This is a genomic window from Brevundimonas sp. (genome assembly GCF_036399195.1).
Lineage (GTDB): Bacteria > Pseudomonadota > Alphaproteobacteria > Caulobacterales > Caulobacteraceae > Brevundimonas.
This window is the reverse complement of record NZ_DASWNO010000154.1, coordinates 1-13,446: the sequence shown is the minus strand read 5'-3', so window position 1 is coordinate 13,446 and position 13,446 is coordinate 1. Positions and strand designations below refer to the sequence as shown.

The 13,446-nt window shown below is 67.8% G+C and carries 15 protein-coding genes; 9 read left to right on the top strand and 6 right to left on the bottom strand.

From position 1 onward, the window contains the following. From cobS to VGB60_RS07150, 3 genes are all read right to left on the bottom strand, one after another. Positions 1 to 979: cobaltochelatase subunit CobS (gene cobS, locus VGB60_RS07160; RefSeq protein WP_331037579.1), on the bottom strand; the 979-nt coding region annotated here is incomplete at its 3' end. A 58-nt stretch (positions 980 to 1,037) separates the two neighbouring features. Next, complete coding sequence (locus VGB60_RS07155) at positions 1,038 to 1,466, bottom strand: organic hydroperoxide resistance protein (protein ID WP_331037578.1); 429 nt, start codon at positions 1,464 to 1,466, stop codon at positions 1,038 to 1,040. Positions 1,467 to 1,518: 52 nt separating this feature from the next. Next, positions 1,519 to 2,190 (bottom strand): J domain-containing protein, encoded by a 672-nt coding sequence (locus tag VGB60_RS07150; RefSeq protein ID WP_331037577.1) that lies wholly within the window; start codon positions 2,188 to 2,190, stop codon positions 1,519 to 1,521. A gap of 45 nt (positions 2,191 to 2,235) precedes the next feature. Here VGB60_RS07150 and VGB60_RS07145 point away from each other — a divergent pair, with 45 nt between their 5' ends. From VGB60_RS07145 to egtB, 7 genes are all read left to right on the top strand, one after another. Further along, positions 2,236 to 2,541 (top strand): BolA family protein, encoded by a 306-nt coding sequence (locus tag VGB60_RS07145; protein ID WP_331037580.1) that lies wholly within the window; start codon positions 2,236 to 2,238, stop codon positions 2,539 to 2,541. Between the two features lie 91 nt (positions 2,542 to 2,632). Further along, a complete protein-coding gene (locus VGB60_RS07140; RefSeq protein WP_331037576.1) occupies positions 2,633 to 4,447 on the top strand; it encodes an ATP-binding protein in 1,815 nt (604 codons plus the stop codon). 137 nt (positions 4,448 to 4,584) lie between these two features. Further along, entirely contained in the window at positions 4,585 to 5,070 is a 486-nt protein-coding gene (locus VGB60_RS07135; protein WP_331037575.1) for an RcnB family protein, read from the top strand. Positions 5,071 to 5,139: 69 nt separating this feature from the next. Then, positions 5,140 to 6,840, top strand: coding sequence for a cisplatin damage response ATP-dependent DNA ligase (locus tag VGB60_RS07130; RefSeq protein WP_331037574.1), 1,701 nt, complete (start codon positions 5,140 to 5,142; stop codon positions 6,838 to 6,840). Positions 6,841 to 6,887: 47 nt separating this feature from the next. Beyond that, positions 6,888 to 7,874, top strand: a complete 987-nt coding sequence (locus tag VGB60_RS07125) for a mechanosensitive ion channel family protein (RefSeq protein WP_331037573.1) — start codon at positions 6,888 to 6,890, stop codon at positions 7,872 to 7,874. 3 nt (positions 7,875 to 7,877) lie between these two features. Continuing rightward, positions 7,878 to 8,891, top strand: coding sequence for a threonine aldolase family protein (locus VGB60_RS07120; RefSeq protein ID WP_331037572.1), 1,014 nt, complete (start codon positions 7,878 to 7,880; stop codon positions 8,889 to 8,891). Between the two features lie 101 nt (positions 8,892 to 8,992). Further along, positions 8,993 to 11,152, top strand: coding sequence for an ergothioneine biosynthesis protein EgtB (gene egtB / locus VGB60_RS07115; protein ID WP_331037571.1), 2,160 nt, complete (start codon positions 8,993 to 8,995; stop codon positions 11,150 to 11,152). 56 nt (positions 11,153 to 11,208) lie between these two features. Here egtB and VGB60_RS07110 read toward each other — a convergent pair whose 3' ends face one another. Both VGB60_RS07110 and VGB60_RS07105 read right to left on the bottom strand, forming a co-directional pair. Beyond that, positions 11,209 to 11,433 (bottom strand): general stress protein, encoded by a 225-nt coding sequence (locus VGB60_RS07110; protein ID WP_331037570.1) that lies wholly within the window; start codon positions 11,431 to 11,433, stop codon positions 11,209 to 11,211. A gap of 74 nt (positions 11,434 to 11,507) precedes the next feature. Further along, positions 11,508 to 11,702 (bottom strand): hypothetical protein, encoded by a 195-nt coding sequence (locus VGB60_RS07105; RefSeq protein WP_331037569.1) that lies wholly within the window; start codon positions 11,700 to 11,702, stop codon positions 11,508 to 11,510. A gap of 138 nt (positions 11,703 to 11,840) precedes the next feature. On the opposite strand from VGB60_RS07105, the gene VGB60_RS07100 reads away from it, so the two are divergent. Next, the gene (locus tag VGB60_RS07100) at positions 11,841 to 12,134 is read left to right on the top strand and encodes a hypothetical protein (RefSeq protein ID WP_331037568.1); all 294 of its coding nucleotides are present in this window, start codon (positions 11,841 to 11,843) and stop codon (positions 12,132 to 12,134) included. An 18-nt stretch (positions 12,135 to 12,152) separates the two neighbouring features. Here the strand turns inward: VGB60_RS07100 and VGB60_RS07095 are convergent, their stop codons facing one another. Continuing rightward, positions 12,153 to 12,854 (bottom strand): MBL fold metallo-hydrolase, encoded by a 702-nt coding sequence (locus VGB60_RS07095; protein WP_331037567.1) that lies wholly within the window; start codon positions 12,852 to 12,854, stop codon positions 12,153 to 12,155. Between the two features lie 203 nt (positions 12,855 to 13,057). Between VGB60_RS07095 and VGB60_RS07090 the strand changes: the two genes are divergently transcribed. Next, a partial coding sequence (locus VGB60_RS07090; RefSeq protein WP_331037566.1) for a trigger factor family protein occupies positions 13,058 to 13,446 on the top strand: 389 nt, incomplete at its 3' end.

The window sequence follows — 13,446 nt, the reverse complement described above, 5'->3', positions numbered from 1 at the left end:
CGCTCTCGGGCAATTCGGTGCCGAATACGCGCTGATAGTACTCAGCCACCAGCATCCGCTCGGTCTCGTCGCACTTGTTGAGGAACGACACCCGGAAGGCGAAACCGACGTCGCCAAAGATCAATGTGTTCTGCGCCCAGCTGATCACCGTTCGCGGGCTCATCACCGTCGAGATGTCACCATTGATGAAACCTTGCCGCGACAGCTCGGCCACCTTGATCATCTTTTCGACCTGATCCTTGCCGTTCGGATTGTCGTACTCGCCCGACTTGGCGAGCACGATCTGCGCCTCCACCGCGGCCGGCAGATAGTTGAGCGTGGTGACGATGTTCCAGCGGTCCATCTGGCCCTGATTTATCTGCTGGGTGCCGTGGTACAGGCCCGAGGTGTCGCCGAGGCCGATTGTGTTGGTGGTGGCGAACAGACGGAAGAATTTGTTCGGGCGGATGACGCGGTTCTGGTCCAGCAGGGTCAGGCGGCCCTGCGCCTCAAGCACGCGCTGGATCACGAACATCACGTCGGGACGGCCAGCGTCGTACTCGTCAAACACCAGGGCGATGGGGCGCTGGATCGCCCACGGCAACATGCCCTCGCGGAACTCGGTGACCTGTTTTCCGTCTTTCAGGACGATGGCGTCCTTGCCGACCAGGTCGATGCGGCTGACGTGGGCGTCGAGGTTGACGCGGACCATGGGCCAGTTGAGACGGGCCGCGACCTGCTCGATGTGGGTCGACTTGCCGGTGCCGTGATAGCCCTGGACCATGACGCGTCGGTCGAAGCTGAAGCCGGCGCAGATGGCCAGCGTCGTCTGCGGATCGAAGCGGTAGGCGTCGTCGATCTCGGGCACGTGGCTGTCGCGCTCGGCGAACAGCGGCACGGTCATGTCGGAGTCGATGCCGAACACTTCGCGCACCGTAGCCTGGCGGTGCGGCTCCATGGTCAGCAGTGGATCGGGCGTGGCGTCGAGCGGGGAGGTCATGCACTTCCTCTAGATGCCGGTCGCGCGCCGCTCAACACGCGCGACCGGATCAGAGGCGTTATTCCGCGCTCAGGGCCACGTCCACATTGCCGCGCGTGGCGTTGGAATAGGGGCAGACCTGATGAGCCTTCTGGATCAAGTCCTCGATGACGCTCCGCTCCAGGCCGTGGTCGGTGACTTTCAGGGCGATGTCGAGGTTGAAGCCCTCGCCGCGGGTGTTCTTGCCGAAGCCGACGGTGGCGTGAATTTTCGTGTTGGGCCCTACCGGCGCGCCCGACTTGCCGCTGACCAGCCGCAGGGCTCCGAGATAGCAGGCGGCATAGCCGGTCGCGAACAGCTGTTCGGGATTGGTCCCGTCACCGCCCTTGCCGCCCATTTCGGTCGGTACGGACAGTTTGACGTCGATCTTGCCGTCGTCGGTGGCGGACCGGCCTTCGTCACGGCCGCCGCCCGTGGCGGTCGCGTGGGCCTTGTAGAGGACTTCCATAGGAGGGCTCCTTGGTGGGGAGCCCCATAGCTAGGCGTTCGCGGCTCTGGCGCTAGGCCAGACCGGCCTTCTTCAGGGTCTTGTAGGCCTTGATCACGTTCTGAAGCTTGGCCTCCGCGCCGCGGTCGCCCCTGTTCAGGTCGGGGTGGAACCGCTTCAGCATCTCGTGATAGCGCGCCTTGATCCCCGCCTTGTCGGTGCGGGCGTCCAGATCGAGATCGGCCAGAGCCGCGCGTTCCAGCTTGCCGAGGCGCAGATTGTCCTCGCCCTCCGGCCCCGCCTGTTCCCGGGTGCGGCGGCCGAACAGGCCGAAGCTGTCCTGCCAGCTGCCGGCCCCCTTCGTGTTGGCGGTGCCCATCTTGGAGGCGAAAGCCGCCGCCTCGCGACTGAACTTGCCCGCCTTCATTTCCCAGGTCGGGCGGCCGCCCGTCATGGCCTCGTTCTCCTTGGCCGCGCGGACCTCGCCGTCGGACATGCCGGCGTAGAAATTCCAGCCCTTGTTGTACTCGCCGGCATGGCGCTGACAGAAATCGTAGAAGTCGTTCAGCCGCTCGCGCGACTTCGGCGCCCGGGCCGTTGCGGCCTGACGGCAGTCGGGCCACTGGCACGGCTTCTCGCCCGGCTTCAGGTGCAGCACGTCGGCTTCCGCCGCCTCCTCTTCGGGGCGCGGCGGCTTGATCCGCATGTCCTTGAAGCGCGGCTTGTATTGAAACTCGGATGACATCGACCGAAGTGTAGGGGCGAATTGGTCACCAACAAGGACGCCGCCATGCCGGAAGGCCCGATTGCGACGATTATCCGGAAAAAACTGACGGTCGGCCTGTCGCCGGAGCGTCTGGAGATCGTCGACGACAGCGCCCGCCACGCCGGCCATCACCACGAGGGCGGGGTGGACGGGCGGGCCGGCGGGGAGAGCCATTTCAACCTGACCGTGGTCGCAGCCGCGTTCGATGGGCAGAGCCGCGTCGAGCGCCAGCGGACGATCAACGCACTGCTGCGTGACGAACTGGCGGGGCCGCTGCACGCATTATCGATCCGCGCGCTCACCCCGCGGGAGGCCTCCTCCGCAATCTGACGGCGAACCATGTGTGACGGAAAAACGGCCGTTCACCTCGTCTTAGAGACTCCCGACTAGCGTTTCGACCGAACATCGGGGCAGGGCGCATATGGTGGAATCGGACGGTATCGGGAAGTCGAGCAGCGGCGAACCGGGGTCCGGTGAAGCGGCGCAGGCCCTGCGCGCGATTCTTCAAACCCAGTATCTTCGCTACATGATCATCGGGGCGTGGGCGCTGGGCCTGCTGGCAACGGTGGGACCGCTGCTGGCGCTCGTCTGGTTCGTCGGCACCGTCGCGGCGGGCGCCCTCCGTGGTGCGGTCGAAAAGCGGATCAGCAACCGCGTGGGCGCGGGCTGGGGGCTGGTGTTTCCGGCCGTCGCCACCGCCACGACCGCCTCGTGGGCCACGGCGCCGCTGCTGGCGTGGTTCTCGGGAGCGGAGTTCGGCCACGCCCTCGCCATGGCCCTGCTGGTTTCAGGCTATGTGCTGGTGTTCGCCCAGCTGCGCAGTTCGCCGCGTCAGGCCATCGTCATCTCCTCGCCCTACGGCGTCGCGGCGGTTGTGATCGCCGTCAGCCTGTGGGGCACGGCGACCTTCTGGCAGTTCCTGGCGGTCGTGCCGTTCACCGCGGCCGGTCTGGTCGTGCTGGTCATGATGACCATGCTGCGCGAAGAACGCATCCGCGCCTTCCAGGAGCATCAGGCCCATCTGATCGAGGAACTAGAGGCGGCGCGGGACCGCGCGAACGCGGCCAGCGAGGCCAAGTCCAGCTTCCTGGGCGTCATCTCGCACGAGCTGCGCACGCCCATGAACGGCGTCCTCGGCGCGGCCCAACTTCTCGGCGCGACCCGGCTCGACGCGGGCCAGCGCGAATATCTGTCGATCATCCGCAACTCGGGCGACAACCTGCTCAGCCTGCTGAACGACATCCTCGACATGACCAAGATCGAGGCCGGCAAGATGACGTTCGATGTCGTCGACGTCTCGGTCGAGGACCTGCACAAGCGGGTCACCGGCCCCTTCGGCGCGCAGGCCGAGGCCAAGGGCCTGAACTTCACCACCCGGTTCGAGGGCGAGATCCCCGACGTGGTCCGCGGCGACCCGCTGCGGGTCTGTCAGGTGATCCACAACCTGCTGTCCAATGCCGTGAAATTCACCGACAGCGGTGACGTCACCTATCTGGTTCGCGGCGAGCGGCTGAGCAACGAGCGGGTCCGTTTCGACTTCGCCGTCACGGATTCCGGGGCCGGCATCTCGCCGGAGGATCTGTCCCGGCTGTTCCAGCCCTTCACCCAGGTCGACGGCTCGTCGACGCGCCGCTTCGGCGGGACGGGTCTGGGCCTGACCATCGCGCGGCGCATGGCCAACATCATGGGCGGCGACATCACCGTGACTTCGACGGTGGGAACCGGCTCGACCTTCACCTTCTCGGTAGAGAGCGACGTTGTCGAATGGTCGCGGCCCACGGCGGCCGAAGCGATCCACGCGGAGGTCGCGGACGGTCAGTCGCTGAACGTGCTGGTCGTCGAGGACCACCCGGTCAACCGCATGATCCTTGACGCGTGGCTGGGTTCGGCCGGGCACGCCTCTGTCAGTGCGGAGAACGGGCAGATCGCAGTGGCCATGGCCCAGGACCAGCGCTTCGACCTGATCGTCATGGACGTGAACATGCCGGTCATGGACGGCCTGACCGCAACCCGAACCATCCGCGCCGGGAACGGAGCCAACCGTGAGACGCCGATCGTCGTGCTGTCCGCCTCCGCCCGCAGCGAGGATCACGCCGCAGGTCTGGACGCGGGGGCCGACGCCTATCTGAACAAGCCGATCGACTTCGCCGCGCTGGCCGATCTCATGAACAGGGTCCACCTGGGGCGCGCCGGCTTGCGCAGCACGGTCGAGCGCCCGCAGTCGGCCGCCGCCTGAGGTCGGCCGCCGACTGGGTCTAAAACAGGGCCGGAGGGTGAACCCGGGGTGAGCGACGCCGTTCAGGCGCGGCTCAACCGCCGGGGCCCAAGGTGCGGGCAAGTCGAAATCCTTCGGCCACACCCGGAGACCCTCCCATGAAGAAGTTCCTCACCGCCGCCATCGCCGCGACGCTCGCCACGAGCTCGCTGGGCGTGGCCTCCGCCGCCGAAGCCCAATCGCGCGGCGACCGCAACGAACAGCGCCAGGAGCGCCGCGAAGATCGCCGCGAATTCCGTCAGGACAACCGCGCAGATCGCCGCGAATTCCGTCAGGACGTCCGCGAAGACCGTCGCGAAGTCCGTCAGGACCAACGGGCTTACGCGCGGTGGCAGCAGTCCCAGCAACGCTACAACGCCGGCCGTTACTACGCCCCGCGCGGCTACCAGACCCAAACCTGGTCCTATGGTCAGCGCATGCCGTCCTACTACCGGACGAACCAGTACGTCGTGAACGACTACGCCCGCTACGGCCTGCGCCAGCCGCCGCACGGGTACCACTACGTCCGCAGCGGCAATGACGTGGTGCTGGCCGCCATCGCCGGCGGCCTGATCACCGCGGTTATCGCGAGCCTGTTCAACTAAGAACGCGGTCGAAGCCAAGCTTGACGCCCTGGAGGGAGACTTCCGGGGCGTTTCGCGTTTGAAGAGCGGATGCGCGCCTTCGCCGAACTGCTGGACCGACTGTCGCTGACGGCTTCGCGCAATGCGAAGCTGGTGCTGCTGCGCGACTACCTGAGGACCGCGCCGGACCCTGATCGAGGCTGGGCGCTGGCGGCGCTGACCGGCGACCTCAGCTTCGACGCCGCCAAACCCGCGATGATCCGCAAGGCGGTCGAGGCGCGGGTCGATCCGGTGCTGTTCGGCTGGTCCTACGATTATGTGGGGGACATGGCCGAGACGGTGGCGCTGATTTGGCCCCGCGATCCGGATTACCGGCCCAACCGGGAGCCCGAGCTGGCCGAGGTGGTTGAGGCCCTGCGCACCGCCAGCCGCCCCGAGGTGAAGGGTCTGCTCGAGGGGTGGCTGGACGCGCTGGAGCCCAAGGGGCGGTGGGCCCTCCTGAAGCTGATGACCGGGGCGCTGCGGGTCGGAATGTCCGCCCGACTGGCCAAGACAGCGGCGGCCATGATGCGTCCAGCGGCCGTCGCCGAACCGCCCGATCCCGAAGGCGGGGAGACGCAGACGCCCCTGGCGCCGGTCGACGCGTCCGACATCGAGGAGATCTGGCACGCGCTGACGCCGCCCTACGCCGACCTGTTCGCCTGGCTTGAGGGCCGGTCGGAGAAACCCAGCGGCGACGCGCCCGGGCGTTTCCGGCCCGTCATGCTGGCCGTGGCGATCGATGAGGCGGTCGACTTCGAGCGGCTGTCGCCGGCGGACTACGCCGCGGAGTGGAAGTGGGACGGCATCCGGGTGCAGGCGGTCCGGGAGGAGGGGGTGCAGAAGCTCTACTCGCGCACCGGGGACGAGATCTCGGGCGCCTTTCCGGACGTGATGTCGGGGCTGACCTTCGAAGGCGCGCTGGACGGGGAGTTGGTCGTTTGGAGGGACGGGGAGGTGGCCCCGTTCGGTGACCTGCAACAGCGGCTAAACCGCAAGGCGGTCGATGCGAAGACAATGGCGGCCTATCCGGCGGCCGTGGTCGCCTACGATATCCTCGCGGTGGCCGGGGAAGATCTGCGAAGCCTGCCGCTCAGGGAGCGACGTGTCCGGCTTGAGAGGCTGGCGGCCGACGGCGGCGAGCGGTTGCACCTCTCGCCGGTTGTTCCGTACGCGGACTGGAAGGAGCTGGCGCGGCTGCGCGCCGATCCGCCGGTCGGAGCCGTGGCCGAGGGTCTGATGCTGAAACGTTGGGACAGCCCCTATCTCGCCGGTCGTCCGAAGGGCCCCTGGTTTAAATGGAAGCGTGATCCGCACGTCATCGACGCCGTCTTGATGTACGCGCAGCGGGGTTCAGGAAAGCGGTCGAGCTTCTATTCCGACTACACCTTCGGCGTCTGGACCGAGGAGGGCGCGCTGACCCCGGTGGGCAAGGCCTATTTCGGCTTCACCGACGAGGAGTTGAAGCAGCTGGACAAGTTCGTGCGCGACCACACGATCGACCGTTTCGGACCGGTGCGGTCGGTGCGGGCCGAACGGGACTTCGGGCTGGTGCTGGAGGTCGCCTTCGAAGGGCTGAATCGCTCCACGCGGCATAAGTCGGGCGTGGCGATGCGGTTTCCTCGCGTCAGCCGCATCCGCTGGGACAAGCCGGCCCGCGAGGCCAACACGCTGGACGACGTCATGGACCTGCTGGACGCGCTGGAGAGCGGCGGCGGCCGGGTCGGTACGCCCGGAGGTCAGGCCACATGAGGGCGCGCCGGGCTTCCAATCCGCGACGGGGACGTTAGACCCGCCGCATGTCGAGCCTGTCCCTGCCCCTGACCCAAGTGATCGCCGCCGGCGAGAAGGCCGCCGCCGTCGACGTCGCCATGATCGCCAAGCTGACCGACATGGCCGGCGACTTCGCCATCAACCTGACCGTCGCCCTGCTCATCCTGGCTGTTACGGTATTTGCATCGCGCTGGGCGGCGGGCATCACCCGCCGCGGCCTGTCCAAGGTGCGCGGGTTCCGTCACGACCCGACAGTGCTGAGCTTCGCCGTTCAGGTGGTGCGCGTGCTGGTGCTGATCATCGGCCTGATCGCCGTGCTGCAGCGGCTGGGCGTCCAGACGACTTCGATCATCGCCGTTCTGGGCGCGGCTTCGTTGGCCGTGGGCCTTGCCCTGCAGGGGACGCTGTCGAACGTGGCGGCGGGTGTGATGCTGCTGGTCCTGCGGCCCTATCGGGTCGGGGACCTCATCGACGTTGGCGGGCGCGTCGGCAAGGTGCAGCGGCTGGACCTGTTCCTGACCCAGATGACGGACGCCAACAACGTCAAGATCGTCGTGCCGAACTCCAAGGTCTTCGGCGACACCATCATGAACCTCTCGGGGCAGCACACCCGCCGGATGGAGCTGAAGCTTGGAGTCGGCTACGGCGATAACCTCAACACGGCGCGCGCGGCGCTGATCTCCGCCGCCTCGGCGCATGAGAAGGTGCTGGCGGACCCGGCTCCCTGGGCCGGCGTCACGGCCCTGCTGGACAGTTCGGTCGAGATGACGCTGCAGGCATGGACCCTGTCCGAGGATTACTGGCAGGCGCGCGCCGACGTGCTTCAGGCTGCCAAGGAGGCGCTGGACGCGGCCGACATCGAAATCCCCTTCCCGCACCAGGTCGCGGTGCCCTATGGCGACGCTGAAGCCGTGTTGCCGGTGGTGCGCGTGCTGAGGGATGACGACGATGAGGGGCGAGCGCCGAGCGATCCGTCGCCAGGCGACGCCCACGTCGACAGCAGCGAGGGTTAGGCCGTGCGTTACGATTTCGGGTCCGACAACACCGCGGGCATGGCTCCCGCCGCGCTGCAGGCGCTGGTCGAGGCCAACACCGGCTACGCGCGCGCCTATGGCTCGGACGAGGTCACGGCGCGCGCGGCCGATCTGATCCGCGGCCGGCTGGATGCCGACGCCGAGGTGCGGTTCGTCTTCTCCGGCACCGCGGCCAACGCGATCGCCCTCGCGATGCTGGCCTCGCCGCACGAGGCGGTGCTGGCGCACCACGCCGCGCACATCTGCACCGACGAAACCGGCGCTCCCGGCTTCTTCGGTTCTGGCGTCGGGCTGATCGGACTGCCCGGGTTCTCTGGCAAGATCGATACTGTCGCGCTGCACGCCGCCCTCGACGAGCCCGAGGTCGGGCATCGGCAACCGGCCGCGGCTCTAAGCCTGACGCAGTCCACCGAATACGGCACGGTCTATACGGAGGAGGAACTGCGCCACTTGATCGAGCCCGCCAAGCTGCGCGGCCACCGGGTGCATCTCGACGGCGCCCGGCTGGCTAACGCCGCGGCAGCCGGGTTCGACCTGACGCAGATCGCGCGTCTGGGCGTGGACGTTCTGGTTTTCGGCGGGGCGAAAGCGGGCGCGCACTGCGCCGAGGCCATCGTCATGTTCGACCGCTCCCTGGCGCGGCGCATCGACAACCGCCTCAAGCAGGCGGGCCAGACGGCGTCCAAGACGCGCTTTCTATCGGCGCCGTTGCTGGGGCTCTTGGAATCGAATGCCTGGGAGGACGGGGCCGCCCACGCCAACCTGATGGCCCAGCGGCTGGCGGAGGGGATCGCGAGTCGATCAGCCTTCGTGCTCGCGCATCCCGTCGAGGCCAACGCCGTGTTCGTGCGCATGCCGCCGGAGGCCCATCAGCGGCTGAACGCGCTTGGCTGGGCCTGCTACCGGTTCGACGACGGCTCCGTCCGTTTCGTCTGCTCCTGGGCGACGGATGAGGCCGCCGTAGACGAGCTTCTCGAAGCGATCGCCGCTCTCTGACCTTGCGACCCGACGCCGCGACCCCAGATCGGAACAAGCCGAAACCTTGACCGTTTTGCAGTTGAGCGCCGGTCCGGCGTCCAGAGCCAGGGGCCGCACAGATGAACGCGCCGTCGCGTACGCCCGCTTGGTCGGCTGACGACCTTTCCGCCTACAGGGACGTCCGGGCGGTCATGCCCGCCCTCGCCGTTGGACTGTCGCCCGAGGATCTGGGCGCGCAGCCGATGGCGGACTGTAGTCCCGGCAAGTGGCATCTGGCCCACGGCAGCTGGTTCTTCGAGGCCATGATCCTGTCGGCGGAGCCCGGCTATCGTCCCGTGGACGACCGCTTCCAGGCCCTGTTCAACAGCTATTACGAAGCGCTGGGCAAGCGAGTGGAGCGGTGCGACCGCGGCCTGATGACCCGGCCCTCCGTGGCCGAAGTCATGGCCTATCGGCGGGAAATTGACCGCCGGATGGAGACGTGGCTCGCGGGCGGCGCGCCATCCGGTCGTCTGAGGTACCTGTTCACCCTCGGCCTGCATCACGAGCAGCAACATCAGGAGCTCTTCCTGATGGACATCCTGAACCTGATGGCTCGCTCGCCGCTCGATCCCGCCGCCTATGACCTCGAGCCCCGCTTCGCCGACCGCGAACGGGCCCGCGGGGGCATGACCCGTTTCGACGGCGGGCTGGTGGAGATCGGCCATGACGGCGAGAGCTTCGCCTTCGACAACGAGGGTCCGGCGCACCGGGTCTGGCTGGAGCCGTACCTGCTCGCGAACGATCTGGTGAACAACGCGGACTGGGTCGCCTTTATCGAAGACGGCGGCTATCGGCGGCCCGAGCTGTGGCTGTCGGACGGATGGGTCGCGGTTCGCGCCGAGCGCTGGACGGCGCCTTTGTACTGGAGCGAAGACACGGACGGCTGGAACTGCATGACCCTCGCTGGGCGAAGGCCCATAGAGCCCGAAGCGCCAGTTCGCCACATCAGCTTCTACGAAGCCGACGCGTTCGCCCGCTGGTCGGGCAAGCGGCTGCCGACCGAAGCGGAGTGGGAGCACGCCGTCCGCTGCCGCCCGGAGGCGTTCTCCAATGCTTTTGGCGAGGTGTGGCAGTGGACCGCCAGCGCCTACGCGCCGTACCCCGGCTTCCGACCCACCGAGGGCACGGCGTCCGAGTACAACGGCAAGTTCATGGCCAACCAGATGGTGCTGCGCGGCTCATCGTTCGCCACCCCCGTGGGGCATGCGCGGCTCAGCTACCGCAACTTCTTCTATCCGCAGCAAAGGTGGGCGTTCATGGGACTGAGACTGGCCGAGGACGCCGCGGCGCCGCCGAGCGCGACGGCCGACCCGGGCGAGACCGCCCGCTTCCGCCGTGATCTGCTGAGCGGGCTGACCCGCTCGCCCAAGGTTGCGTCGCCCAAATGGTTCTACGACGCCGAAGGGTCGCGCCTGTTTGAGGAGATCACCCGACTTCCGGAATACTATCCTACGCGTCAGGAAGCGGCCCTGCTCCGTGAAGTGGCGCCCCGCTGGGCCGAACGGTTCGGCCTGGGCGCGGCCTTGGTCGAGTTCGGCTCGGGCGCCAGCGAAAAGACTCGCATCGTGCTGGACGCCGCGCCCTGCCTGTCCGCCTATGCGCCGATCGACATCAGCGCCGACGCGCTGGATGCGGCCGCGCGCCGGATCGCGGAGGCCTATCCTTACCTGAACGTCATTCCGCTGGTCGGGGACTTTCTGCATCTGGGCGCGCTGCCGGCGGGGCTGGGCGACGGTCGCCGGATCGGCTTTTTCCCCGGCTCGACCATCGGCAATCTGGAGCGCGCGGAGGCGGAAGGCTTCCTTCGCGGCGCCAGAACGTTGCTGGGCGACGACGCCCTGTTCATCCTCGGTGTCGATCTCGTGAAATCGCCCGAGACACTGGTCGCCGCCTATGACGATGCCCGCGGCGTGACGGCGGCCTTCAACCGCAACCTGCTGGTGCGGGCGAACCGCGAGCTCGGCGCCGACTTCGACGTCGATGCATTCATTCACCGGGCGGTCTGGAATGCGGGCGAGTCTCGCGTGGAGATGCACCTCGAGGCGACGCGCGACATGCAGGTCGTCGTAGGGAGCGAGCGGATCGCCTTCGCCCAGGGCGAGACCATCCACACAGAGAACTCGCGCAAGTTCACCGAAGCGACGGTGCGGACAATGGCGCAGGCTGCGGGCTGGTCGGTTGCGGCGTTCGAGACGGGAGCTGCTCCGTCGGTGGCGCTGGCCCTTCTGAAGGCCTGAATCAAAAGGGGCGGCGCCTGCCGGCGCCGCCCCTTTCTGCCGTTCGTTCCGGACGCCTACTCGGCGTCGCGGTTGGTGTCGCGACCGCGCGCGCCGTGGGACGCCTCGCCGCCCTTCCGGCCGGCCTGGGCCGCAAGGCTCCGATCCTGCGAGAAGCTGCGTTTCTCGCTCGGGACGCTGGCTCCGCCCTTGCGGGCGATCTCGCGCTGGCGCTCCGGATCCATCGAGGCGAAGCCCCGCTTGGAGACTCCGGATGCGCGGGTGGACTGACCTTGAACCATCTGGGTTCCTTTCGTGGCGACGGTGGCGGTTGCTCTACCAACCCTCCCGCCTGCATGGGGTTCCGGTATCGACTTCACGGATTTGCGAACGAAATAGAGGGGTTGGACACAGCCTGGCCGTAAGGGCGTGAGTCGCCTTCGTCGCCACCGCCGGGGTCCTGCTGGGGCATCTCCTGGGGCGTCGATCCGGGATCGATGTCGGGGCCCGGCGTATCTGGCGGCGTGATCTCCGGCTGACCGCCGGGGGTGTCGGGCTCGATGAAGGTCATGGGGGAAAGCTCCTCTCCCCAGACAAACGTGTCCGTAAGGCCGGGCGTTCAATCACGATTGCGGAGGGTGGCCGAGAAGCCGGAACCGGCGCGCCCGTCGGCGGTTTGACCGGCTCAACGAACTCAAGGAGCCCGCCCGTGACCGAGACCCACGCCGCCGACACTTACGTCGAAGACATCGACGACGGGCTGGACGCGCCATCGGCCGAGCTTGAGCGCGAGGCGGACGCGATCCTGGCCGAGGCGGACGCCGCAGCCGAGGCCGCGCCGCGTCCTCTGCGTCAGGCCGTCCGCGAGGACGCGCGCATGGCCGGTGACTGGGGCCGTACCCGGGCTCAACGGCTGCGCGGTTCGGTCGAGTCCGACCCGGTGCGCGCGTCGCTGTATGCGCTGGGCATCGGCGTGGTGATCGGGCTGCTGGCCGCCCGTTGAGGCGCCAGGGCTGAGGCCCTAGGCGGGGCCGCCGGCGGCTCGGGCGATCGGCGCCCGCCGCAGCGCCTCGTCCGACACAAACGGATTGGTCCGGCGCTCGGCCCCAAAGGTCGACGTCGGACCGTGTCCCGGTACGAAAGCGACGTCGTCGCCCAGCGGCCACAGCTTGGTGACGATGGCGTTCAGCAGACTGGCGTGGTCGCTGCGTGGGAAGTCCGTCCGGCCGATGGAGCCCTGGAACAGGACGTCGCCCACCTGTGCGAACCGCGCCGCGCGGTTGAAGAAGATCACATGGCCCGGCGTGTGGCCGGGGCAGTGGAAGACCTCCCACGTCGTTTCGCCCAGCGTCACCACGTCCCCTTCGGCCAGCCAGCGGGTCGGGGTGAAGCTGCGGGCCTCCGGGATGCCGTACAACTGGCCTTGCGCAGGGATGCCGTCGATCCAGAACTGGTCTTCGAGGTGCGGGCCGATGATGTCGAGCCCGGTCTTCTCCTGCATCTCGGCCGCGCCGCCAGCGTGGTCGAGATGGCCGTGGGTGATCCAGATGGCGTCCAGCGTCAGCCCCTGCTTCGCGACGGCGGCGAGCAGGGCGTCCACCGAGCCCCCCGGATCGATGATCGCTGCCTTGAGGGTCTGGCGGCACCAGACGAGGGTGCAGTTCTGCTGCAGGGCCGTCACCGGGAAGACGGCGACGCCGATTGGGGCGGGGGAGGGGCTCATGCCACCTAGATAGCGGGCCGGGGCCGCCGCCGAAACAGGCGAGGCTTCCGCGTCTCACGTTGACCTTTCGGACCGGCCTCGACATAAGGGCGGGCTTCAAAGGCGCCGCCTCACCGGAAACGGTTACGGGCGGCCCTTTTGCTTTACCCACACCGTGCAGCGCCTGCCTTCATGGCGCCGCCCCAGAGCGTCAGAATCCGGCCATGCAAGTTGTCGAAAAGTCCAACGAAGGTCTCAGCCGCGTCATCGCGGTGACCATTCCCGCCGCCGAGCTGAACGAGAAGCTGGACGCGAAGCTGAAGGAAGTCGCGCCGCAGATGAAGCTCAAGGGCTTCCGTCCCGGCAAGGTGCCCGTGGCGCACGTCAAGAAGACCTTCGGCCGCGACCTGATGGGCGAGATCGTCAACGACGCGCTGAACACCTCGAGCCAGAAGGCCTTGGACGACGCCAAGGTGCGCCCGGCCGCCCCGGCCGAGATGAAGCTGACCTCGGACATGGACAAGGTCATCGCCGGCCAGGAAGACCTCGCCTATGAGATGGCGCTGGAGGTCATGCCCGACTTCACCCCGACCGACATCAAGAAGCTGAAGCT

Coding starts and splice junctions, on each gene's coding strand:
- VGB60_RS07155 (WP_331037578.1), bottom strand. CDS start 1,466: ATGGAAGTCCTCTACAAGGCCCACGCGACCGCCACGGGCGGCGGCCGT.
- VGB60_RS07150 (WP_331037577.1), bottom strand. CDS start 2,190: ATGTCATCCGAGTTTCAATACAAGCCGCGCTTCAAGGACATGCGGATC.
- VGB60_RS07145 (WP_331037580.1), top strand. CDS start 2,236: ATGCCGGAAGGCCCGATTGCGACGATTATCCGGAAAAAACTGACGGTC.
- VGB60_RS07140 (WP_331037576.1), top strand. CDS start 2,633: ATGGTGGAATCGGACGGTATCGGGAAGTCGAGCAGCGGCGAACCGGGG.
- VGB60_RS07135 (WP_331037575.1), top strand. CDS start 4,585: ATGAAGAAGTTCCTCACCGCCGCCATCGCCGCGACGCTCGCCACGAGC.
- VGB60_RS07130 (WP_331037574.1), top strand. CDS start 5,140: ATGCGCGCCTTCGCCGAACTGCTGGACCGACTGTCGCTGACGGCTTCG.
- VGB60_RS07125 (WP_331037573.1), top strand. CDS start 6,888: ATGTCGAGCCTGTCCCTGCCCCTGACCCAAGTGATCGCCGCCGGCGAG.
- egtB (WP_331037571.1), top strand. CDS start 8,993: ATGAACGCGCCGTCGCGTACGCCCGCTTGGTCGGCTGACGACCTTTCC.
- VGB60_RS07110 (WP_331037570.1), bottom strand. CDS start 11,433: ATGGTTCAAGGTCAGTCCACCCGCGCATCCGGAGTCTCCAAGCGGGGC.
- VGB60_RS07105 (WP_331037569.1), bottom strand. CDS start 11,702: ATGACCTTCATCGAGCCCGACACCCCCGGCGGTCAGCCGGAGATCACG.
- VGB60_RS07095 (WP_331037567.1), bottom strand. CDS start 12,854: ATGAGCCCCTCCCCCGCCCCAATCGGCGTCGCCGTCTTCCCGGTGACG.